21 protein-coding genes are annotated in these 21,683 nt (G+C 67.8%); 19 read left to right on the forward strand and 2 right to left on the reverse strand.

The features are described from left to right. Positions 1-15 precede the first annotated feature (15 nt). Positions 16-939 (forward strand): AEC family transporter, encoded by a 924-nt coding sequence (locus U7114_RS16570; RefSeq protein ID WP_321214796.1) that lies wholly within the window; start codon positions 16-18, stop codon positions 937-939. Between the two features lie 45 nt (positions 940-984). Continuing rightward, positions 985-2,061, forward strand: a complete 1,077-nt coding sequence (locus tag U7114_RS16575; protein WP_321214795.1) for an ATP-dependent DNA ligase — start codon at positions 985-987, stop codon at positions 2,059-2,061. Positions 2,062-2,161: 100 nt separating this feature from the next. Here U7114_RS16575 and U7114_RS16580 read toward each other — a convergent pair whose 3' ends face one another. After that, positions 2,162-3,481 carry an MFS transporter gene (locus tag U7114_RS16580; RefSeq protein WP_321214794.1) on the reverse strand — a complete coding sequence of 440 codons (1,320 nt, stop codon included), beginning with the start codon at positions 3,479-3,481 and terminating at the stop codon, positions 2,162-2,164. A gap of 232 nt (positions 3,482-3,713) precedes the next feature. On the opposite strand from U7114_RS16580, the gene U7114_RS16585 reads away from it, so the two are divergent. The 12 genes from U7114_RS16585 (at position 3,714) to U7114_RS16640 (ending at position 15,275) form a co-directional block, all read left to right on the forward strand. Beyond that, positions 3,714-4,541, forward strand: a complete 828-nt coding sequence (locus U7114_RS16585; RefSeq protein ID WP_323057985.1) for an IclR family transcriptional regulator — start codon at positions 3,714-3,716, stop codon at positions 4,539-4,541. Positions 4,542-4,713: 172 nt separating this feature from the next. Continuing rightward, positions 4,714-5,595, forward strand: a complete 882-nt coding sequence (locus U7114_RS16590) for a shikimate dehydrogenase (protein ID WP_323057986.1) — start codon at positions 4,714-4,716, stop codon at positions 5,593-5,595. Further along, positions 5,595-7,478, forward strand: coding sequence for a bifunctional sugar phosphate isomerase/epimerase/4-hydroxyphenylpyruvate dioxygenase family protein (locus tag U7114_RS16595; RefSeq protein WP_323057987.1), 1,884 nt, complete (start codon positions 5,595-5,597; stop codon positions 7,476-7,478). The genes U7114_RS16590 and U7114_RS16595 overlap by 1 nt, the downstream gene beginning before the upstream one ends. A gap of 58 nt (positions 7,479-7,536) precedes the next feature. Further along, positions 7,537-8,424 (forward strand): protocatechuate 3,4-dioxygenase subunit beta, encoded by an 888-nt coding sequence (gene pcaH / locus U7114_RS16600; RefSeq protein WP_323057988.1) that lies wholly within the window; start codon positions 7,537-7,539, stop codon positions 8,422-8,424. A 4-nt stretch (positions 8,425-8,428) separates the two neighbouring features. Beyond that, positions 8,429-8,992 carry a protocatechuate 3,4-dioxygenase subunit alpha gene (gene pcaG, locus U7114_RS16605; protein ID WP_323057989.1) on the forward strand — a complete coding sequence of 188 codons (564 nt, stop codon included), beginning with the start codon at positions 8,429-8,431 and terminating at the stop codon, positions 8,990-8,992. After that, on the forward strand, positions 8,989-10,476 hold the full coding sequence (locus tag U7114_RS16610) for a lyase family protein (protein ID WP_323057990.1): 1,488 nt from the start codon (positions 8,989-8,991) through the stop codon (positions 10,474-10,476). The genes pcaG and U7114_RS16610 overlap by 4 nt, the downstream gene beginning before the upstream one ends. Further along, a complete protein-coding gene (locus U7114_RS16615) occupies positions 10,469-11,287 on the forward strand; it encodes an alpha/beta fold hydrolase (RefSeq protein ID WP_323057991.1) in 819 nt (272 codons plus the stop codon). Before U7114_RS16610 ends, U7114_RS16615 begins: the two co-directional genes overlap by 8 nt. Beyond that, positions 11,284-11,775, forward strand: a complete 492-nt coding sequence (gene pcaC, locus U7114_RS16620) for a 4-carboxymuconolactone decarboxylase (protein WP_323057992.1) — start codon at positions 11,284-11,286, stop codon at positions 11,773-11,775. The genes U7114_RS16615 and pcaC overlap by 4 nt, the downstream gene beginning before the upstream one ends. 87 nt (positions 11,776-11,862) lie before the next feature. After that, on the forward strand, positions 11,863-13,077 hold the full coding sequence (locus tag U7114_RS16625; RefSeq protein ID WP_323057993.1) for a thiolase family protein: 1,215 nt from the start codon (positions 11,863-11,865) through the stop codon (positions 13,075-13,077). 4 nt (positions 13,078-13,081) lie between these two features. After that, on the forward strand, positions 13,082-13,777 hold the full coding sequence (locus tag U7114_RS16630) for a 3-oxoacid CoA-transferase subunit A (protein WP_157240261.1): 696 nt from the start codon (positions 13,082-13,084) through the stop codon (positions 13,775-13,777). Position 13,778: 1 nt separating this feature from the next. Beyond that, on the forward strand, positions 13,779-14,453 hold the full coding sequence (locus U7114_RS16635) for a 3-oxoacid CoA-transferase subunit B (protein WP_323057994.1): 675 nt from the start codon (positions 13,779-13,781) through the stop codon (positions 14,451-14,453). Between the two features lie 21 nt (positions 14,454-14,474). Further along, complete coding sequence (locus tag U7114_RS16640; protein ID WP_323057995.1) at positions 14,475-15,275, forward strand: IclR family transcriptional regulator domain-containing protein; 801 nt, start codon at positions 14,475-14,477, stop codon at positions 15,273-15,275. 84 nt (positions 15,276-15,359) lie between these two features. Here the strand turns inward: U7114_RS16640 and U7114_RS16645 are convergent, their stop codons facing one another. After that, on the reverse strand, positions 15,360-16,697 hold the full coding sequence (locus U7114_RS16645) for an MFS transporter (protein ID WP_321214784.1): 1,338 nt from the start codon (positions 16,695-16,697) through the stop codon (positions 15,360-15,362). Positions 16,698-16,868: 171 nt separating this feature from the next. On the opposite strand from U7114_RS16645, the gene U7114_RS16650 reads away from it, so the two are divergent. The 5 genes from U7114_RS16650 to U7114_RS16670 all read left to right on the forward strand — a co-directional run bounded on the left by U7114_RS16650 (position 16,869) and on the right by U7114_RS16670 (position 21,625). Next, positions 16,869-17,705 (forward strand): shikimate dehydrogenase, encoded by an 837-nt coding sequence (locus U7114_RS16650; protein ID WP_323057996.1) that lies wholly within the window; start codon positions 16,869-16,871, stop codon positions 17,703-17,705. A gap of 80 nt (positions 17,706-17,785) precedes the next feature. Continuing rightward, positions 17,786-18,652 (forward strand): IclR family transcriptional regulator domain-containing protein, encoded by an 867-nt coding sequence (locus tag U7114_RS16655; RefSeq protein ID WP_323057997.1) that lies wholly within the window; start codon positions 17,786-17,788, stop codon positions 18,650-18,652. A gap of 113 nt (positions 18,653-18,765) precedes the next feature. Beyond that, positions 18,766-19,935 (forward strand): Re/Si-specific NAD(P)(+) transhydrogenase subunit alpha, encoded by a 1,170-nt coding sequence (locus U7114_RS16660; protein ID WP_323057998.1) that lies wholly within the window; start codon positions 18,766-18,768, stop codon positions 19,933-19,935. Next, the gene (locus U7114_RS16665) at positions 19,935-20,255 is read left to right on the forward strand and encodes an NAD(P) transhydrogenase subunit alpha (protein WP_157240271.1); all 321 of its coding nucleotides are present in this window, start codon (positions 19,935-19,937) and stop codon (positions 20,253-20,255) included. The genes U7114_RS16660 and U7114_RS16665 overlap by 1 nt, the downstream gene beginning before the upstream one ends. Beyond that, positions 20,252-21,625 (forward strand): NAD(P)(+) transhydrogenase (Re/Si-specific) subunit beta, encoded by a 1,374-nt coding sequence (locus U7114_RS16670; protein ID WP_157240273.1) that lies wholly within the window; start codon positions 20,252-20,254, stop codon positions 21,623-21,625. Before U7114_RS16665 ends, U7114_RS16670 begins: the two co-directional genes overlap by 4 nt. The last annotated feature ends 58 nt before the right edge of the window (positions 21,626-21,683 follow it).

Raw genomic sequence — 21,683 nt, forward strand, 5'->3', positions numbered from 1 at the left:
GAAGGAAGTACCCCTGTGGGCGGTGTGCTGATCGGCCTGGCGGTGATCGGCGTCGTCATTGCGGTGGGGTACATCGCCGCACGGTGCGGCCTGGGCGGTGAGCACACTGTCTCCGCACTGACCCGCACTGCCTTCTTCATCACCAACCCCGTCCTGCTGTTTACCGTGGTGCTGGAATCGGACCTCACCGTGGTGTTCTCGGCCTATGTGCCGCTGGCGCTGATCACGGCAGCCGCCACCGCACTGCTGTACGTGCTGGCCAGCCGGTTGTGGTTCCGGCGGCCGCTGGCGGAAACCGCCGTGGGCGCAATGGCCAGTTCCTATGTCAACGCGAACAACATCGGCATCCCCATCACGCTGTATGCCCTGGGCGACGCGACCCCCGTGGCGCCGGTGCTGCTGGTCCAGCTGCTCCTGTTCGCCCCGCTGGTCCTCACCCTGCTGGACCTTTCCGCGGCCGGCCGGGTCTCGCCGCGCCTGCTGCTCACCCAGCCCTTCCGGAACCCCATGATCATCGCATCCCTGCTGGGGGTGGTCCTCGCAGCGTTCCGTGTGGAACTTCCGGAACCCGTGATGGCACCGCTGGACCTCCTGGGCGGAGCCGCCGTCCCCGTGGTGCTGCTGGCCTTCGGCATGTCCCTGCACGGGACCCGGATGCTCCAAAGCGGCGGCCACACTGCGGAAATCCTCACTGCCACCGCGCTGAAGTCCGCGGTGATGCCCGTGGTGGCCTTCGTCGTCGGCCGCTTTCTCTTCAACCTGGACCAGCACATGCTCCTGGGCGTGGTGCTGATGGCGGCGCTGCCTTCGGCCCAGAACGTGTTCCTGTTCGCCGCGAAGTACGGGCGGGCCGTTGCGGTGGCCCGGGAAACCATCCTGCTGTCGACGGCGGCCGCGGCCCCGGCGCTGATCCTCATTGTGTGGCTGCTGGCCGGGTGAGCGCCGGTCTTCCGGAAGCGGCTGCCGCCCGGCAAGATGGGGCACATGGAACTTCCCGTGATGCCGCCGGTCCCGCCCATGCTTGCGAAGGCCGTCAGCGGCATCCCGGAGGGGGAGCTCAGTTATGAACCCAAGTGGGACGGGTTCCGGTCCATCATCTTCCGCGACGGCGATGAGCTGGAGATCGGCAGCCGCAACGAAAAACCAATGACCCGCTACTTCCCGGAACTTGTCGAGGCGCTGAAGGAGAACCTGCCGCCACGCTGCGTGGTGGACGGCGAGATCATCCTGATCGGTTCCTCCGGCGACCGGCTGGATTTCGACACCCTCCAGCAGCGCATCCACCCCGCCGCCAGCCGGGTGAAGCTGCTCGCGGCGCAGACGCCGGCCTCCTTCGTGGCGTTCGACCTGCTGGCCCTGGGCGACGACGACTACACGGGCCGGCCCTTCACGGAACGGCGGGCGGCGCTTGAGAAGGCGCTCGCCGGCAGCAAGGCCCCGGTCCACCTCACCGCCGCCACCACGGACAAGGACACGGCGGAGCAGTGGTTCCGGCAGTTCGAGGGTGCCGGGCTGGACGGCGTGGTGGCCAAACGCCTGGACGGCAGGTATGAGCCGGACAAGCGTGTGATGTTCAAGACCAAGCACGAGCGCACGGCCGACTGCGTGGTGGCCGGTTACCGGCTGCACAAGAGCGGGCCGGATGCCATCGGATCCCTGCTGCTGGGCTTATACAAGGACGACGGCGGCCTGGCCAGCGTGGGCGTGATCGGCGCCTTCCCCATGAAGCGGCGGCAGGAACTGTTTGAACAGCTCCAGCCGCTGGTGACCACCTTCGATGACCATCCGTGGGCTTGGGCGAAGCAGGAGGAAGGCGAACGGACCCCGCGGAACGCCGAAGGCAGCCGGTGGAGCGCGGGCAAGGACCTGTCCTTCGTCCCGCTGCGCCCGGAACTGGTGGTGGAGGTCCGCTACGACCACATGGAGGGCGAAAGGTTCCGCCACACGGCCCAGTTCAACCGCTGGCGGCCGGACCGGGACCCGGAATCCTGCACCTACGCGCAGCTGGAGGAGCCGGTCAGCTTTGACCTGGCGTCGGTGCTGGAGACCGGCCGGCCGTAGTTGCTGCGAGGTTGCTGCCGAAACAGCCCATTTATAACCAGTAAAGGCCCGCCATTCCGGGGAATGGCGGGCCTTCCGGTCCCGAAACCGGGCTGGTGCGTTACTTCAGGCCGAGCTGCTTGGTGGGGGTCCTGAAGGATTCCTTGGCCGTGAGGGCGGAGATGACCGCGACGGAGCAGATGATGCCGGTAAAGATGCTGATCTGGACCCACCCGCCGGGCTTGATGCCGCCCATGGCCGCGACGATCGCCGGGGCGAAGCCTGCCATCAGGAAGCCCAGCTGGGTGCCGATGGCCAGGCCGGAGAAGCGCACCTTGGTGCTGAACATCTCGGCGTAGAAGGACGGCCAGACGGCGTTGGAGGCTGCGTAGCCGCAGGAGAAGAAGCCGATGGCTGCCAGGAACATCAGCGGCACGCTGCCGGATTCCAGGCTGAGCAGGAACACGGGGGTCAGCGCGGCACTGGCCACGGCACCGTAGATGAACACCGGCTTGCGACCGATCTTGTCAGCGAGCATGCCGAAGAGCGGCTGGGTGCCCAGTGCCACCAGGTTGGCGCCGACGACGAGCCACAGAGTGGTGGTGCCGTCCACGCCGGCAACCGTCTTGGCGTAGCTGATGGCGAGGGTGCCGAACACGGTGGAGACGGCGGCGATGAAGGCGCAGCAGATGACGCGGAGGACGTCGCGCCAGTGGCCCTTGAGGAGGTCGGCGACAGGGAGCTTGGAGATCTGCGCAGACTTCTGTGCTTCCTCGAAGGCCGGCGGCTCGTGCAGGGTGCGGCGGATGAAGAAGGCAACAACAACCACCACGGCACTCAGCCAGAACGGGATGCGCCAGCCGATGCCGTACTTGATCTCGTCCGGAAGGGCGAGCACGGGGATGAAGACGAGGGCAGCGAGGATCTGGCCGCCCTGGGTACCGGTGAGGGTCCAGGAGGTGAAGAAGGAGCGGCGGTTGTCCGGGGCGTGCTCCAGCGTCATGGAGGAGGCGCCTGCCTGCTCGCCGGCGGCGGAGAGGCCCTGGCAAAGCCGGGCCAGGACCAGCAGGGCCGGAGCCCACCAGCCAACGGTGTTGAAGTCCGGAAGGCAGCCGATCAGGAAGGTGGAGGCACCCATCAGCAGGAGAGTGAACATCAGGACCTTCCGGCGGCCCACCCTGTCGCCGAAGTGGCCCAGGATGACGGCGCCAACCGGCCGCGCCACGTAGGCGAAGCCGAAGGTGGCGAAGGACATGATGGCCGCGTTCGCGTCAGCATTGGGGAAGAAGACCGTGGGGAAGATCAGGGCTGCGGCGGAACCGAAGATGAAGAAGTCGTAGTATTCGACGGCGCTGCCCAGGAAGCTGGCGAGGGCTGCCTTCTTCGGCGTCCCGGCCGGGGCGGCGATGCCTGGCTCAGTGGACGGAAGTAACTGGCTCATGGAGTTCCTTAGATGTGACGACTTTGTCGCGGATGGATCAGGGGGCTCGCAGCCGGCGCGGCCTGGGGTAGGGGCTTGGCCCGGCACGGCTGGACGGTTGGGAAAACCCGAACAGTAGCCACATGGTGGGAGCTACTTGTGCGATACAGCAATGATGGCTGTGAGTGGAGTCACTTGTCAAGAAAATAATCATCATCTAGAAATAGCTCTCACTATGTGGCAACATCGAGGTATGAGTGTGAATCAAACCACAGCTGACGACGATGCAGCTGTCGACATCAAAGCGGACGCCAAGGCGGCCAAGGCGGACCGTACGGACATGGTGGGCAAGGCCCTGGGCCTCCTGGTCCTCCTGGGAGACGAGCCCCGCGGCGCGAGTGCCGCGGAAATCTCCCGCCGTGCGGACCTGCCCTTCAGCACCACTTACCGCCTGCTGGGATCGCTGACGCGGGACGGGTTCGTTGATTATGAACCGGACGGGCGCCGGTACCACCTGGGCCTGAGGATCTTCCAGCTGGGCCAGCGGGTCTCGAACCACCACGGCTTCGCAGGAACGGCCATGCCGGTTTTGCGCCGGGTGACCGAGCAGACGGGTGAGGCAACCATCCTGAGTGTCCGGGACGGCCACCACCACCTGACGGTGAACAAGGTGGACGGCCCGCAGATGTTCAGGGTGACCAGCGACCCCGGACACCTGGGCTCCCTCTCCACTACCGCCGTCGGCAAGGCCCTGGTGGCCTTCGCGGAGGATGCCGAGCGGGAAAAGCTGTTGGCGGAGCTTCCGCTGGAGCGGTTGACGGAAAAGTCCATTACGGACCGCGACGCCTTCCGTGCCGAAATCGAGAAGGTCCGGGCCCAGGGGTATGCGGTGATGGATGAGGAGAACGAGGCCGGCATGCGCGCCGTCGCGGTCCCGCTCCTCAACTCCCAGGGCCACGCGTTCGCCTCGCTGGCCACTGCCGTTCCTGTCTTCCGCCTGAGCCTTGAAGGCCTGGAGGCGCACGTTCCCCTGCTGCAGGAGGCCGCGGCGGAACTGGCCGCGCGCCTTCCGCAGCGGTGAGCCAGGGCGTGCCCCATCGCACGAATACCGCAGATTCAGGCCCATCTGTTCGTATGTAGAACAAGAGTGCGAGAAGTGAACATTTGTTATATCGTTATTCCAGTCACCTGCTGGCGGCGTGTGCCCGAGGGCAACGCCGGCCGCCCGGTGCCGTATCAAAGGAGCTGCACGGATGAGTAATCGAACTGAGTCCTACCTCGTGGGACTGGTCGGCGACGGCGTGATGCCGTCACTCACCCCGCCCATGCACGAACGCGAAGGTGATGTGCAGGGACTGCGCTACCTTTACCGGCCTATCGACCTCCTGGAACTGGGCCTTTCCGGGGAATCCGTGGGGGAGCTCCTCAGGAGCGCCCGGAACCTCGGCTTCAATGGCCTGAACATCACCCACCCCTGCAAGCAGCTGGTCCTGCAGCACCTGGATGAGGTTTCTCCGGACGCCCGCCGGCTGGGCGCCGTCAACACCGTGGTGATCGAGGACGGCCGGTTCGTCGGCCACAACACCGACTTTTCCGGCTTTGCCGCCGCACTGGCTTCCGGCCTCCCTGCCGCAAAGCTGGACCGCGTGGTGCAGCTGGGTGCCGGCGGTGCCGGTTCCGCCGTCGCCTACGCCCTGCTCTCCGCCGGTGTCCGCCACCTGGACCTCGTGGACATGGACGCCGCCCGCGGCGCCGCCCGGGCCGCTGAACTGGCCGGCTTCTTTCCGGACAGCACCGTGACGGCACGGACGACGACGGAGCTGCCGCGGCTGGTGCCCTTGGCCGACGGCCTGGTGCACTGCACCCCCGTGGGCATGGCCGCCCACCCCGGCGTTCCCCTCGACCTGGACCTGCTGGAGCCCCGGCACTGGGTGGCGGACATCGTCTACCGGCCCATCGAGACCGAACTTGTCCGCGGCGCCCGCGCCAAGGGCTGCGACGTGCTGGACGGCGGCCGCATGGCCGTGGGCCAGGCCGCCGACGCCTTCCGCATCTTTACCGGCCTCGAAGCGGACCCGGACCGCATGCGCAGCCACTTCCTGGAACTTGTGGCCGCAGAGGAGGTGGCTGCCTGATGCGCACCGGAATTGCCACCGTCTGCCTCTCCGGCACGCTGAAGGAAAAGATGCAGGCCTGCGCCATCGCGGGCTTCGACGGCATCGAGATCTTCGAACAGGACCTGGTCACTTCGCCGCTGAGCCCCGAGGACGTGCGGAAGATGGCCGCAGACCTCGGCCTGGGACTGGACCTCTACCAGCCGTTCCGGGATTTCGACGGCGTCACGCCGGACCTGCTGAAGGCCAACCTTCGGCGTGCTGAAGCGAAGTTCAGGCTGATGGGCCGGCTGGGCATGGACACCATCCTGGTCTGCTCCAACGTTGCCACGGCCACCATTGACGACGACGACCTCCGCGCCTCCCAGCTCTCCGAACTCGCGGAGCTGGCAGGGGAGCACGGCATCAGGGTCGCCTACGAGGCCCTGGCCTGGGGCAAGTACGTCAATGACTACGAGCACGCCTACCGCCTGGTGGAGATGGTGGACCACCCCAACTTCGGCACGTGCCTTGACTCCTTCCACATCCTCTCCCGCGACTGGGACACCGCGCCCATCGAGAAGATCAACGCGGAGAAGATCTTTTTTGTCCAGCTGGCGGACGCCCCCAAGCTCTCCATGGATGTCCTGTCCTGGAGCCGCCACTACCGCGTGTTCCCGGGCGAAGGCCAGTTCGAGCTCGCCAAGTTCATGGGCCACGTGGTCCGAGCCGGCTACGCCGGCCCGGTCTCGCTGGAAGTCTTCAACGACGTCTTCCGCCAGTCCGACGTCGACCGCACGGCCGTGGACGCCATGCGGTCGCTGATCTGGCTGGAGGAACAGAGTGCCAAATGGCTGTCAGGCACCGCGGAAGCCGCAGGCGGCAGCAGTGCTGCCTCCCGCCGTCGTTATCCCATGGAACTGGCCACCCTGCCCAAGGTGAACGAACCCGCCGGCTTCAACTTCGCCGAGGTCAAGGCGGACGACACCGTGCAGCTTGAGAAGCTCCTGGGGCAGCTCGGCTTCGAATTCGAGGGCCGGCACCGCACCAAGGACGTCCAGCTGTGGACCATGGGCCAGGCCCGCGTCATCATCAACGAGCAGGCGGCATCACACGCCGAGCCGTCCATCGCCGCGCTGGGTTTCGACGTCGATTCCCCCGTGATTGCCTCGGCCCGCGCGCAGCAGCTGAAGGCGCCCGTGGTGGCCCGCAAGGTCCAGGCGGACGAGGAAGTATTCCAGGGCATTTCCGCCCCGGACTCCACTGAGATCTTCCTCTGCCAGGGCAGCCCGGACGGCACGGCCGCATGGACGCATGAGTTCGGCGAGGGGCTGGAGCACCCGCGGGTGGCACGGAACGCGGTCATTGACCATGTGAACCTCGCCCAGCCGTGGCAGCACTTCGACGAAGCCGTCCTCTTCTACACCAGCGCCCTGGCACTGGAACCGCAGCCGTTCGCCGAAGTCCCCAGCCCCAGCGGGCTGGTGCGCTCCCAGGTCATGCAGACGTCCGACGGCGCGGTGCGGCTGGTGCTGAACCTGGCGCCGGTGCAGCAGGCCGCCGGGCAAGGTACCCAGAGCGTGCCCAAGACTTACCAGGAGCACATCGCCTTCGCCGTGGACGACCTCGTGGCCGCCGCCAGAGCCGCCCGTGACCGGGGGCTGGAATTCCTGCAGATCCCCGCGAACTACTACGAGGACCTGGACGCCCGCTTCGACCTCGAACCCGGATTCCTGGCCACCCTCAAGGACCTCAACCTCCTGTACGACCGCGATGCCGACGGCGAATTCCTCCACTTCTACACGGCCACCGTGGGCAGCGTGTTCTTCGAAATGGTGGAACGCCGCGGCAACTATGACGGCTACGGGGCACCCAACGCCCCGGTCCGCCACGCAGTGCAGTACGACTCGCTGCACCGCACCTGAGCAGCACTGCCTGTACACCTGACAACCGCCCAAACCGAAAACCAGAAAGGAGCCAGCCGTGCCGGAAGACATCAACGCCGAGCTTGAAACGGACGAGTCTGTGCCGCCCGCCGAGCCCAAGGCAGCCCACCTGCCCCTGGACCTCGCCATCGAAACCCAGGCTGACCTCAGTGCGGAGATCAGTGCCCTGGGCGAGGCCTATGCCCGGGCCCTCAAAGACGGTGCGCCCGCCGAGACCCAGCCCCGGCTGGACTACCCGCCCTACCGCTCCAGCATCCTGCGGCATCCCACCAAGAGCCTGCAGCATGCGGACCCGGAGACCATCGAACTGTACTCCCCGGCCTTCGGGCACCAGGACGTCCATGCACTGGAATCGGACCTGACCATCCAGCACAACGGCGAGCCGCAGGGTGAGCGCATCATCGTGTCCGGCCGGGTCCTGGACGGCGACGGCCGCCCGGTGGCCGGCCAGCTGGTGGAGATCTGGCAGGCCAACTCCTCCGGCCGCTACATCCACAAGCGTGACCAGCACCCCGCGCCGATCGATCCCAACTTCACCGGCATCGGCCGCTGCATCACCGGCCCGGACGGCTCCTACCGGTTCATCACCATCAAGCCCGGCGCCTACCCGTGGAAGAACCACCTGAACGCCTGGCGCCCGGCGCACATCCACTTCTCCCTGTTCGGCACGGAGTTCACCCAGCGCATCATCACCCAGATGTACTTCCCCGGTGACCAGCTCTTCCCGCTGGACCCGATCTACCAGACCATCGTGGACCAGGATGCCCGCGACCGGCTGGTGGCCACATACGACCACAGCCTCACCGAGCCCGAGTGGGCCCTGGGCTACAACTGGGACATCGTCCTGACCGGGCCCAAGCGCACCTGGACCGAAAACGAGGCGTTCGGTACCGCAGGCGACAGCAACGAAGAGGCAGGGGAATAGGCATATGAGCAACCAGACCAAACTTGTCCCGACCCCCGGCCAGACCGTCGGTCCCTTCTACGGCTACGCCCTGCCCTTCGAGAAGGACAACGAGCTGCTGGCCCCGGGTTCACCCGGCTCCATCCGGCTCCAGGGCACGGTGTACGACGGCGCCGGACACACCATCCCCGACGCCATCCTGGAAATCTGGCAGCCCGACGCCCAGGGCAACGTGGTCCAGAAGACCGGCTCCCTGGTCCGCGACGGCTACACCTTCACCGGGTGGGGCCGCGGCGCCGTGGGCAACTCCGGCGTCTTCACCTTCACCACGGTCAACCCCGGCCCCACCAAGCCGGGCGCGGCACCGTTCATCTCCGTGGCGCTCTTCGCCCGCGGCCTGACCAACCGGCTGTTCACCCGCATCTACCTGCCGGAAGACACCGGGGCGCTGGCCAACGACCCCCTGCTCAGCTCCCTGGATCCGGAGCGCCGCAAGACACTCATCGCCCGCCGCGACCCTGACGGCGGCCTCACCTGGGACATCCGCCTGCAGGGTGAGGGCGAGACCGTCTTCCTGGACTTCCAGTGACCGGAGCCGCCGGCCTGGGAGATACGGCCGCCTTCGGAGGAGAGGGCGACGCCGGACTGCTGAGCCCCGTCTCGGCGTCGCCCCTTGTGGCGGCGCTGACCGGGGACCGCGCAGTCCTGGCAGCGATCCTCGCCGTCGAGTCCGGCTGGGCCGCCGTGCTGGAGAAGGAGGGCCTCGCACCTGCCGGTGCCGCCGCCGTCGTGTCCGCTGCCGCGGAACCCGGCCGGTACAGCGTGGCCGCCATCGCCCGGCGTGCCCAGGGCGGCGGCAACCCGGTCATCCCGCTGCTTGCCGACTTGCGGAAGCAGGTTGCCGCGCTGGACAGCGCCGGGGTCGGTGCCGGGAAAGCGGTGCACACATCGCTGACCAGCCAGGACGTCCTGGACACGGCGCTGATGCTGGTGGCCCGCAACACCGTGGAGGCGCTGCTGGGTGACCTGAAACGCGCGACGGCGGCGCTCGCGGCCGTGGCGGAACGGCATGCGGATACGTTGTGCGTGGGCAGGAGCCTGACGCAGCATTCCCTGCCCTTCACGTGCGGACTGCGTGCCGCACAGTGGTTCCAGGGCACGGCTGCCGCAGGCCGGCAGCTGGCGGGCCTGGACTTCCCGGTCCAGTTCGGCGGCGCGGCGGGCACCCTCGCGGCTGCCACTGTACTGACCCGCGGTTCAGCTGCCACCCCCTTCGGGCTCGCCGATGCCCTGGCCTCCCAGCTCGGCCTGGCCGCGGCCCCTGCACCGTGGCACACCAACCGGCTGGCCGTGACGTCGCTGGGCAACGCCCTGGCCGCAGTGCTGGACGCCTTCGGCAAGATCGCGGCGGATGTCCTGTTCCTGAGCCGTCCCGAGGTCGGCGAGCTGGCTGAGCCGCGGGCCGCCGGCCGGGGGGTCTCTTCCGCCATGCCGCAGAAACAGAACCCCGTGTTGTCCGTGCTGGTCCGCAGCGCCGCGCTGCAGGCCCCGGCCCTGGCCGCCCAGCTGCACCTGGCCGCCGCCAACTTCAACGACGAACGCCCGGACGCCGCGTGGCACACCGAGTGGCCTGCGCTTCGGCAGCTCCTGGCCCTGTCCCTAGGGGCGGCCGGCCACGTCCGCGAGCTGGCCGAGGGCCTCCAGGTGTTCCCGGACGCCATGCGCCGGAACCTGGACCTCGCCGGGCCGCTGCTTTTGGCTGAAGGCGTGGGTGCGGCTGTTGCCCCGCTGCTTCCGGACAAGGGCGGGCTCAGCGGAAAGCAGCAGCTCCAGGCCGTGGTGGACCAGACGCTCCAGGCCCCGCCCGCGGAGCAGGCCGCCACGTACCGCAAGCTGCTCCGCGAGGCGGTCCCCGCCGGGGTCCTGAGCGACCTTCGGCTGGAGGAAATCCTCAACCCCGCCAGCTATCTCGGCGAGGCCCCGGAAATCGCGCGGCGGATCCTGGCCGCGTATCCGGACTTTGCCGCCAATCCACCTGCAGACACCGAACCGAATGGAGCTTCCCGTGGCTAAGCCAGCCCTGAAGGCAGCGCTGCTGTCCCCCCAGCGACCCCTCGGAGACCATCCGTTGGTGGTGGCCGGTCCGTCACTGGGCACGTCCACCATTCTTTGGAACCGCACCGCTTCCTTGCTGGGGAACGACTATGACGTGGTGGCCTGGGACCTGCCCGGCCACGGCGTCTCGCCCGCCGCCACCGAAACGTTCGACGTCGGCGCGCTGGCTGACGCCGTGGTGGACCTCGTTGATTCCATCGCCCCCGGCGCATCCTTTCACTACGCCGGCGTCTCGCTGGGCGGCGCCACCGGCCTGCAGCTGGGCATCAAGCACGGGGAACGGCTCAGGAGCCTGTCCGTGCAGTGCAGCGGCGCGAAGCTGGGCACCCCGGAGGGGTGGCTCGAGCGCGCCGAAACCGTGCGCAGCCAGGGCACGCCGGTGATGATCCAGGGCTCGGCCGAGCGCTGGTTCGCGCCGGGCTTCATGGAGCGCGAGCCCGAGCTCAGCAGCCGGCTCCTGCACGCCCTGCGCGACGCCGACCGCTTCAGCTACGCGTTCTGCTGCGAGGCGCTCGCGGCTTTTGACGTGCGTGACGAACTGGGCAGCATCCGGGTGCCAACCCAGGTCATAGCCGGCGCGCTGGACGGGGTGGCCCCGCCGTCATTCGCGGAGGAAGTGGCCGCAGGCATCACCGCCGGCGGCGGCACTGCTACGGCTGTCACGCTGGAGGGCGTGGCGCACCTGGCCCCCGCCGAGGCGCCTGCCCACGTGGCAGACCTGATGCGCAGCCTCATCTCCTGGGCAGAATCGCGGGGAGCAGGCGCATGAGCGGCTTCGAACAGGCAGGCGCGGAGCGTCACGGCGTGGTCCAGCCGGACGCCACCAGCCGGGACATTTACGACGGCGGCATGGTTGTCCGCCGCGAGGTCCTGGGCGATGCGCACGTGGACCGGGCCAACGCCAACAAGGACGAGTTCACCGAGGACTTCCAGGACATGATCACGCGGATCGCGTGGGGCGGCATCTGGACCCGGCCCGGCCTTTCCCGCCAGATGCGCTCCGCCGTCACCATCACCGCGATGGTGGCGCACGGGCACTGGGAAGAGCTGGCCATGCACATCCGGGCCGCCGTCCGGAACGGCCTCAGCAGGGACGAAATCAAGGAAATCCTGCTCCAGACGGCCATTTACTGTGGCGTCCCCTCGGCGAACACGGCCTTCAAGACAGCCCAAGAGGTCTTCCATGCAATGGACAGCACTGCACTGGACAACGCCGCAATGGACAACACACACACCGACGAACCCCAACCCAACTAGGTAGCGCGAAGTGTCGTTTTGACCCCCGAAAACGACACTTAGCGCTACCTAGTTGGGAAACCCAGACGCAAACCAGAGGAACGAGTTATGAACCAGGCTTTTGTGTACGACGCCGTGCGCACCCCGTTCGGCAAATTCGGGTCCGGCCTTGCCGCCGTCCGCCCGGATGACCTTGCCGCGCACGTCATTAAGGAATCCGTGAAGCGGGCCCCGGGGCTTGATCCCGAGCGGATTGATGAGGTGGTGTTCGGCAACGCGAACGGCGCCGGCGAGGAGAACCGGAACATCGCCCGGATGGGCACCCTGCTCGCGGGGCTGCCGGTGTCCGTCCCGGGCACCACGGTCAACCGGCTCTGCGGGTCCTCACTCGACGCCGCGATTATCGCCTCCCGCCAGGTCAACGCCGGTGATGCCGACCTGATGCTGGTGGGCGGCGCCGAATCGATGTCCCGGGCGCCGTGGGTGCTGCCCAAGACGGAGAAACCCTACCCGGCCGGAGACATGACCCTGGCCTCCACCACCCTGGGCTGGCGGCTGGTGAACAAGGCCATGCCCAAGGAGTGGACCATCTCCCTCGGCGAGGCCACGGAACGGTTGCGCGAGAAGTACGGGGTGACCCGCGAAGCGCAGGACGAGTTCGCCGCGGCCTCCCACAACCTCTCCGCCGCTGCGTGGGATGAGGGGTTCTACGACAACCTGGTGGCACCGGTTCCGGGCACGGACCTGGTGCGGGATGAGGGCATCCGCCCCGGCTCGTCGGCGGAGAAGCTGGCCGGGTTGAAGACGGTGTTCCGGACCGAGGACGGCACGGTCACCGCGGGGAATGCTTCGCCGTTGTCCGACGGCGCCTCCGCGGCCTGGGTGGGGAGCGAGGCTGCCGCCGGGCTGCTGGGGCTGGACCCTTTGGCCCGGATCGCGGGCCGCGGCGCGCACGCGAACGATCCGCAGTACTTCGGGTACGCCCCGGTGGAGGCGGCGAACAAGGCCCTTGCCAAGGCGGGGATCGGCTGGGACCAGGTGGGCGCCGTCGAACTTAACGAAGCGTTCGCCGCGCAGTCCCTGGCGTGCATCAACGCCTGGGGGATCGACCACGAAATCGTGAACCGGCACGGCGGCGCGATCGCGATGGGCCACCCGCTGGGTGCGTCCGGAACCCGGATCCTGGGCACCCTCGCCCGGAGCCTGCAGGCCTCCGGGGAACGCTGGGGCGTGGCCGCGATCTGCATCGGCGTGGGCCAGGGCCTGGCCGTGGTCCTCGAAAACGTCACCGCCTCTGCAGGCACCAGCACAGGAAAGGCATAAGCGCATGCTGACTTTTGTAGATTCTGTCCGCGAGGCCGTGTCCGGCATCAAGGACGGTTCCACCGTAATGATCGGCGGGTTCGGCAACGCCGGCCAGCCGTTCGAACTGATCGACGCGTTGCTGGACTGCGGCGCCACGGACCTGACCGTGGTCAACAACAACGCCGGCCAGGGCGATCAGGGCCTGGCGCTGCTGATCAAGGAGGGCCGGGTGAAGAAGATGATCTGTTCCTTCCCGCGGCAGTCCGATTCCTGGCACTTTGACGCCAAGTACAAGGCCGGCGAGATCGAACTCGAACTCGTGCCGCAGGGCAACCTGGCCGAGCGGATCCGGGCCGCCGGGGCCGGGATCGGCGGGTTCTTCACCCCCACCGGGTACGGCACGATGCTGGCCGAGGGCAAGGAAACCCGGATCATCGACGGCCGCGGCCAGGTGTTCGAGACCCCTATCCACGCCGACGTCGCCCTGATCAAGGCACTGAAGGCCGACGGCAAGGGCAACCTTGTGTACCGCAAGACGGCCCGGAACTTCGGTCCGATCATGGCCGCCGCGGCCAGGCAGACCATCGTCCAGGTCTCCGAGATCGTCCCCGTCGGGGGACTGGACCCGGAAAACGTGGTGACCCCCGGCATTTACGTCAACACTGTGGTCCGCGTGCCCGCGGCCAGTACCGCCTCCCCTGCAGGAAAGGTCGCTTGAGATGAGCACCGCAACAACCCTCCAGACCTCCGCCACACCCCTGGGCCGGGAGGACCTCGCCCGGCTCGTGGCCAGGGACATCGCCCCGGGATCGTTCGTGAACCTGGGCATCGGCCAGCCCACCCTGGTATCCAACTACCTCACCGGGGAACAGAACATCACGCTCCACACGGAGAACGGGATGCTCGGCATGGGCCCCGTTGCCAAGGGCGACGAGATCGACGAGGACCTCATCAACGCCGGCAAGATCCCGGTCACCGAACTCCCGGGCGCCTCGTACTTCCACCACGCGGACTCGTTCGCGATCATGCGCGGCGGACACCTGGACATCTGTGTCCTGGGCGCGTTCCAGGTCTCCGCCACCGGTGACCTGGCGAACTGGCACACCGGGGCGCCCGGTGCCATCCCCGCCGTCGGCGGCGCCATGGACCTCGCCACCGGCGCCAAAGACGTGTTCGTCATGATGACCCTGCTGACCCGCGAAGGTGGCTCCAAGATCGTGGAGTCCTGCACCTACCCGCTCACCGGCGTCGGCTGCGTCACCCGCGTCTACACAGATAAAGCCGTCTTCCTCACCGGCCCCGACGGGGTCACCGTCCGGGAAACCTTCGGCTGCACCCTCGAGGAGCTGCAGGAGCTGGTCCCCGTCCCGCTGAGGGCCGCGGCGGCAGCGTAAAGGCCCCTAGGATTGGTTACCATGACCGACGCAGCAGCGGGGGCCCCGCAGGCCAGTGACCAGTATGTCCAGTCCCTGGCCCGCGGGCTCGCGGTGATCCGCGCGTTTGATACGGAGCATCCGGTCATGACCCTCACCGCGGTGGCTGCCCGGACCGGCCTCACCCGCGCCACTGCGCGGCGGTTCCTGCACACCCTGGTGGAGCTGGGCTATGTCAGGACCGACGGCAAGACGTTCGCGCTCACGGCCAAGGTGCTCCAGCTGGGGTACGCGTACCTGTCCGGATTGTCACTGCCGCAGCTGGCCCAGCCGCACCTTGAGGAATTGTCGCTGAAGCTTGGTGAGTCCACCTCCGCCGCCGTGCTGGACGGCACCGACATCGCGTACGTCGCGCGCGTGACGACGCGTCGCATCATGACCATAGGCATCACCGTGGGCACCCGTTTCCCCGCCTATGCCACCTCCATGGGGAGGGTGCTGTTGGCCGCGCTGTCCCCTGCCGACCTCAAGGCGTACCTTTCCGCCGCCGACATCAAGCCGCTGACCCCACGCGCGTTGGGGAGCGTCAAAGAGCTCCTGGCTGTCCTGGACACGGTCCGGTCCCAGGGCTGGTGCCTGCTGGACCAGGAACTCGAACTTGGCCTGATGTCCGTGGCCGCGCCGGTCTACGACGGATCCAAGGTGGTGGCGGCAGTGAACGTGTCCCTGCAGGCCCAGTCCGTGGCTGCCAAGCCGGACCCTGACGCCTACCTTTCATCGGTTGCCGAGGAAATCGTCGCCACCGCAAAGCTGATCTCGGCCGACCTCACGGCCCGGGGCTGACCACGCCCCTTCCGTCCTCAAACTGAAAGAGGCCGACGGCGGGTGCTTCCCGCCGTCGGCCTCTTCCTTTTTGTTGCCCGGCACTTACCGTACGTGGTTGCCCAGCTGCCGAAGCGGGGTTTTGCTCGTTTCGCGGGCCCACAGGGCACCGGCTACCGCGAGGACGGAGGAGCCTGCCACGATCCACGCGGCGGGACCCCAGTTGGCCTTGTCCGCGCCCACCAGGGCCGTGCCCAGCAGCGGGGTGAAGCCGGCGCACAGAATACCGATCTGCAGCCCGATGGCCATGCCGGAATACCGGACCTTGACATTGAAGAGCTCGGAGAACCAAGCAGGGTAGATCGCGTTGGACATGGCGTACGTGCCGGCCGTGATCAGCGTGCTGGTCAGGAAGATCATCGGGATGTTTCCGGTGGAAATCACCGAGAAGTAGACGAAGATCATGGCTCCGGATCCGAGGACGCCGGCGATGAACACCGGACGCCGGCCGAACCGGTCCGAGAAATGGGCCATGAGCGGCTGCGTGCCGATGGCCAGGACGTTTCCGAGGATGCTGACCCAGAGCATGGTGGATGCCGGGACGCCCACGGTGACGGCGTAGGCGAGGCCGAAGGACTGCATGAACGTGTTCGTGACGGTTTCGAAGGACATCAGGGCCACCTGGAAGAACTGGGCCGGGTGGGTCTTGAACATCTTGGCGAAAGGGAGCTTCACCAGTTCGCCGTGGTCGTGCTTTTCCTCAAAGACTTCAGGTTCCTCCAGCGAGCGGCGGACCAGGTACGCGACGATCAGCACGATGATGGATCCCCAGAAGGGGATTCGCCAGCCCCAGGCGAGGCGGTCGGCCTCGCTCATGGCGGCCACGGGAAGGAAGGCCAGGGATGCCAGGACGATGCCGGCGGAGATGCCGCTCATGGCGAAGCTGGCGAAGAATCCGCGACGGCCTTCGGGAGCTTCCTCGGTGGAGAGGGCAGATGCGCCGGCGGTTTCCGCTCCTGCTGAGAGTCCTTGCATCAGCCGGAGCAGAACCAGCAGCGCGGGTGCCCAGTAGCCGGCGCTATTGAAGTCCGGCAGGATCCCAATGAGGAAGGTGGCAGCGCCCATGAGCACGAGGGTCAGGACCAGTGTGTTCTTGCGGCCGATTTTGTCGCCCAGATGGCCGAAGACGACAGCACCGAAGGGCCGGGCGACATAGGCGACGCCGAAGGTGGCAAACGACGCGATGAGCGCCACCGTGGGGTCTCCAGTGGGAAAGAAGATCTTGGAGAAGATCAGCGACGCTGCGGTCGCGTAGATAAAGAAGTCGTAATACTCGAGTGCCCCGCCAAGGAACGCGGCCAGGGCCGCTTTCCTGGCGCGCTTGAGCTGCCGTTCGGCCTCGGCAGGTGTCTGGGCCTCGGTGCCTGCTGCGATGTTCGTCATTCCGGTGATCCTTCCACGCTGAAGGCGTTGGGTTTATCGTGGATTTGTACGCATATCGAACATATGTGCGCAATGCGTTTTATAAGAGCATACTAGGTGGTGAGGCCGATCACAACGCCTCCGCCCGCAGCCCTCCCGGCAGCGCGATGACACGGACACGAAAGGCATCACATGGAAGACCCCACGCCACCGGCCCGGTTGTTCCTGATCGGCTCCGCTGCCTCAGAGGCAATGTCGCCCCGGGTATGGAATCCCGTGCTCCGCCGGCTCGGCATCCCCTGGGCGTACGAAGCCTGGGACGTGCCACCGCAGGGCGGCATGGACCGAGTGCGGAACCGTCTGCGGGAACCGGACATCATCGCCGCGAACGTGACCATGCCCCACAAGCACTGGGCAGCTGAAGCCGCCGACAAGGCCACTGAAGAAGTCCGACTAAGCGGTGCCTGCAACATGCTGCTGCGGAAGGGGACTGCGCTGTTCGGCCACAACACCGACGTCACGGCGGTGCGGGCTCTTCTGGGCAGCGGGCCCCAGCGGCATGCCCTCCTGTTGGGGGCCGGAGGAGCGGCCAGGGCGGCTTTGATCGCACTCCGGGGGCAGGCCGGCACGGTGACCATTACCGACCGGGATCCCCGTGCCACGGAGGAACTGTCCAGCCTTGCCGGGGAGTTCGGGATGGATGCCCGCAGCGTCGGCTGGGAGCAGGCGCCGGGCCTGGCCGCGGAAGCCTCCCTCATTGTCAACGCCACGCCCATCGGTAAAGGCAGGTCCGACCGGCCCGTATGGGGCGAGGGACCGCTCGCTGCCGATGCCCTGGTCTACGACTTCGTCTACGCCGGCCACGTCACGGGAACTATTGCCCGCGCCCGTGAACTCGGCGCACGGGTGGTGGACGGCTGGGACCACCTGCGTGAGCAGGCCGTCGCGATGGTTCCCCTCCTGGGCCTGGGCGGGCGGGCCAATCCCCTGCTTGCGGAAACGCTGGAGCAGCTGAGGGACGCCCACTGAAGGATATGATCTAACAGGCCTGGCCCGGGCCACAGGCCCACAGGGCCGAGCCAGGGCGGCGAGGAAGGAACGCGCAGGTCATGGAAGAGCAGGCAGCCTACTTTGTGAAGTCGGTTGAGAAGGCCTTTGACGTCCTGCTCGCCTTCACGCCGGACCATCCGCGGCTCACCGTCTCCCAGGTTGCAGCCCGCACCGACATGACACGGGCCTCCGCGCGGCGCTTCCTCATGACCCTGGCTGACCTCGGTTACCTCCGCGCCGACGGTCCCGCCTATGAGCTGACCGCCCGCTCGCTGGATGTTGGCAGGTCCTACCTGGCCGGCCTGACGCTCCCCGGTGTGGCTGAGCCCCACCTCAAGAATCTGGCCGCCGACCTGAACGAAACAACGGCTTTGTGCATCCTGGAGGGTGCCGACGTCGTCTACGTTGCCTGCGTGCCGTCGCCTCGGCTGCTGAGCGTCACCATCACCGTGGGCACCCGGTTCCCGGCCTGGGCAACCTCCATGGGCAGGGTCCTCCTTGGCGGACTGCCGGAGCCTGAGTTCCATCGGTACCTCGAAGCGGTCCAGCTGCACCGCTATACCCACCGTTCGGTCGCCAGCGTGGAGCACCTCCGTGCCGAAGTTGAGGCAGCCCGGGACAGGGGATGGTCCATGGTGTCCGAGGAACTGGAGGAGGGCCTGCGGGGCGTGGCCGTACCTGTCTGGCGCGGCAACGACATTGTTGCCGCAGCCAACGTGTCGCTGCAGACCCACCGGGCCTCCGCCGCCGAAGTCGAAAAGACCGTCGTCCCCCGACTCATGGAGACGGCTCGGCGGATTGCCCTCGACTTTGGCGGGCCCGGCACGGCGCACGAGTCCCCGCACCCAGGCCCTGGGCGGCCTGACAGGCGAATCGTTACCGCAACGCCCGGCAGGCCACTCCCGCCGCCGCGGCTTGAGCCATAGACTCTAGCCAACTACGTGCAGCAGAGCCGCTCCGCGACGTTCCCGCCGGTCAGCCGGTCGGGCGCCACCCGTGAGGCCCTGCCGCGAGCTACTGCAGCGAGGGGAGTTGGCGGGTGAAACTGGGCATACCGCGGGAACGCCGGGAGGGTGAACGGCGTGTGGCGGCCACACCGGAAACGGTGAAGCAACTGGCGGCGCTCGGCGTCGAGGTACTCCTGGAGGAAGATGCCGGTGCGGCGGCAGGGTATCCGGACCTGGCATACACCCAGGCCGGTGTGCACCTCGTCCGTGAACTCGACCTGGCCCAACTGGATGTCCTGGCCCACGTCCGGCCCCTGGACCCGGAAACCGCCCGCTCCCTGAAAAGGGGAGCCGTTACGGTGGGGCTCGCATCGCCGTCGTCCGAACTCCCAACGGTTGAAGCGCTCGCCGAGGCCGGGGTGACCGCCTTTGCCCTGGAACTGGTGCCCCGCATCTCCCGGGCCCAGTCCATGGACGCCCTCAGCTCCCAGGCCCTGGTGGCCGGCTACCGGTGCGTCCTGGAAGCGGCCATCCGGCTGCCCAGGTTTTTTCCGCTATACATGACCGCCGCCGGGACCGTTCCGCCCGCCCGTGTCCTGGTGCTCGGCGCCGGCGTGGCGGGCCTCCAGGCCATCGGCACCGCAAAACGCCTGGGTGCGCGCGTCTTCGCCAACGACATCCGCCCGGCCTCCGCGGACGAGGTGGCATCCATGGGCGGCACCTTCGTCCGGCTGGACCTGGAAGCAGGCGAGGCGGCCGGGGGTTACGCCCGCCAGCTCAGTTCCGACGCCGGCACCCGGCAGCGCCAGCTGCTCGCCCCGCATGTGGCCCAGGCGGACGTGCTGATTACGACGGCGGCCGTCCCGGGCAGGCGCGCCCCGCGCCTGGTCACCACCGAAATGGTGCAGGGCATGCGGGCCGGATCCGTCGTCGTCGACCTCGCCGCAGAGTCCGGCGGCAACGTCGAAGGCGTGGTACCCGGCCAGGACATCCCGGTGCCCACGGCGGACGGCTCCGGCTTCGTCACGCTGGTGGGCCTGAAGGATGCCCCCTCGGCCATGGCTTCGGATGCTTCCCGCCTCTACGCGAAGAACGTTGCCAACCTGATTGCGCTCATGGTCCGGGACGGCGCCCTGGTCCACGACTTCAAGGACGAAGTGCTGGCGGGCGCCTGCCTGACCCATGACGGGGAAGTGCAGCACCAGCCGACGGCGCAACTCCTGGCGGAGCGGGCCGGCAGCCGGCGGGAAGGGGTGCTCTGATGGACGGGATCAGCCTGCTGACCATCACGGTGCTGGCGGTGTTCGTCGGCTTCGAGGTGGTTTCGAAGGTCTCCAGCACCCTGCACACGCCCCTGATGTCCGGCGCCAACGCCATCCACGGGATCATCCTGGTGGGCGCCATCATTGTGGCCGGCCAGGCAGCGGACCCGTGGGTGCTCGCGGTGGCCCTCCTCGCCGTCGTCCTTGCCACCGCCAACCTGGTGGGCGGTTTCGTGGTGACCGACCGGATGCTGCACATGTTCCACGCAAAGAAACCGGCGGGCACAAAAGGGGCAGCGGGGAAGGTGGACGGCAGATGAGCATCCTCGATCCCGTGTGGACCTCGCTCCTGTACCTCATTGCCGCCGTGTTCTTCATCCTGGCGCTGCGCGGGCTCAGCTCCCCGCGGACGGCCCGCCGCGGCAACCTGGTCGGTGCTGCCGGCGCCCTGATCGCTGTCGTCACGGTGTTCCTGTCCGCCAGGCTGGAGAACATCCCCTGGATCCTGGCGGCCATAGCCGTGGGCTCAGCGGTGGCGGCCCCTGTGGCACGCCGGGTCAAAATGACGCAGATGCCGCAGCTCGTGGCGCTTTTCAACGGCGTGGGCGGCGGGGCGGCGGCGCTGGTGGCGCTCCTGGAACTCAGCCATGCCGGCGACCCCTGGATGCGGCTGGCGATTGTCTTCACGCTCCTGGTGGGCGCCGTGTCCTTCGCGGGCTCGGGGGTCACGTTCGCGAAGCTGCAGGAACTCATGACAACGAGGCCGGTGCTGTTCCCGGGCCTCCCCGTGGTGATGGCCGCGGTGCTGCTCGCCGCCGTCGCGGCCGCGGCCGCCGTCGTTTTCAGCGGTTCCCTCCCGCTCGCGGCGCTGCTGCTGGTCCTCGGCCTGGCGGCGGGCATCCTGCTGGTGCTGCCCGTGGGCGGGGCCGACGTCCCGATCGTCATCTCGCTGCTGAACGCCTTTACGGGCCTGGCCGTGGCGGCGTCCGGCGTGGTGCTGGGGAACGTGCTCCTGGTGGTGGCCGGCACGCTGGTGGGCGCCTCGGGCACCATCCTTACCCGGGCCATGGCGGCTGCCATGGGACGGAGCGTGGCCGGCATCCTGTTCGGTGCCTTCCGGGGAGGTTCGACGGCGGGATCCACCGCCGTGAGCGAGCGTCCGGTGCGGTCCTCCAGCGCGGAGGACGTGGCGGTGCTCCTGGGCTACGCGCAGCGGGTGATCATTGTTCCGGGCTATGGCCTGGCGGTGGCGCAGGGCCAGCACACGGCCGCCGAACTGGCGCTGGCCCTTGAAGGGCGGGGCATCGAGGTGGACTTCGCCATCCATCCCGTGGCAGGCCGGATGCCCGGTCACATGAACGTGCTCCTGGCCGAGGCGAACGTGCCGTACGAGTCGCTGAAGGAAATGGGCGAGATCAACCCGCAGTTCAAAACCGCGGATGTTGCCCTGGTGGTGGGAGCGAACGACGTCGTGAACCCCGCGGCCAAGACGTCCCAGGGCTCGCCCATCTACGGCATGCCCATCCTGGAAGTGGCCGACGCCCGGCAGGTGATCTTCCTCAAGCGGTCCATGCGGCCGGGTTTCGCCGGGATCGAGAATGACCTCCTCTACGAGCCCCAGACCTCCCTGCTGTTCGGCGACGCAAAGGATTCACTGGCGCAGGTGCTCGGGGCGGTCAAGGCGTTGTAGCTTCCTGCCTGCTGCCTGCCCGCTTCGAACCCCTCGCGGGGCAGGCTAGTCTTCTTTC

It is taken from the genome of Pseudarthrobacter sp. C1 (genome assembly GCF_034720455.1).
Lineage (GTDB): Bacteria > Actinomycetota > Actinomycetes > Actinomycetales > Micrococcaceae > Arthrobacter.

Coding starts and splice junctions, on each gene's coding strand:
- U7114_RS16575 (WP_321214795.1), top strand. CDS start 985: ATGGAACTTCCCGTGATGCCGCCGGTCCCGCCCATGCTTGCGAAGGCC.
- U7114_RS16580 (WP_321214794.1), bottom strand. CDS start 3,481: ATGAGCCAGTTACTTCCGTCCACTGAGCCAGGCATCGCCGCCCCGGCC.
- U7114_RS16585 (WP_323057985.1), top strand. CDS start 3,714: ATGAGTGTGAATCAAACCACAGCTGACGACGATGCAGCTGTCGACATC.
- U7114_RS16590 (WP_323057986.1), top strand. CDS start 4,714: ATGAGTAATCGAACTGAGTCCTACCTCGTGGGACTGGTCGGCGACGGC.
- U7114_RS16595 (WP_323057987.1), top strand. CDS start 5,595: ATGCGCACCGGAATTGCCACCGTCTGCCTCTCCGGCACGCTGAAGGAA.
- pcaG (WP_323057989.1), top strand. CDS start 8,429: ATGAGCAACCAGACCAAACTTGTCCCGACCCCCGGCCAGACCGTCGGT.
- pcaC (WP_323057992.1), top strand. CDS start 11,284: ATGAGCGGCTTCGAACAGGCAGGCGCGGAGCGTCACGGCGTGGTCCAG.
- U7114_RS16625 (WP_323057993.1), top strand. CDS start 11,863: ATGAACCAGGCTTTTGTGTACGACGCCGTGCGCACCCCGTTCGGCAAA.
- U7114_RS16630 (WP_157240261.1), top strand. CDS start 13,082: ATGCTGACTTTTGTAGATTCTGTCCGCGAGGCCGTGTCCGGCATCAAG.
- U7114_RS16635 (WP_323057994.1), top strand. CDS start 13,779: ATGAGCACCGCAACAACCCTCCAGACCTCCGCCACACCCCTGGGCCGG.
- U7114_RS16640 (WP_323057995.1), top strand. CDS start 14,475: ATGACCGACGCAGCAGCGGGGGCCCCGCAGGCCAGTGACCAGTATGTC.
- U7114_RS16645 (WP_321214784.1), bottom strand. CDS start 16,697: ATGACGAACATCGCAGCAGGCACCGAGGCCCAGACACCTGCCGAGGCC.
- U7114_RS16650 (WP_323057996.1), top strand. CDS start 16,869: ATGGAAGACCCCACGCCACCGGCCCGGTTGTTCCTGATCGGCTCCGCT.
- U7114_RS16655 (WP_323057997.1), top strand. CDS start 17,786: ATGGAAGAGCAGGCAGCCTACTTTGTGAAGTCGGTTGAGAAGGCCTTT.
- U7114_RS16665 (WP_157240271.1), top strand. CDS start 19,935: ATGGACGGGATCAGCCTGCTGACCATCACGGTGCTGGCGGTGTTCGTC.
- U7114_RS16670 (WP_157240273.1), top strand. CDS start 20,252: ATGAGCATCCTCGATCCCGTGTGGACCTCGCTCCTGTACCTCATTGCC.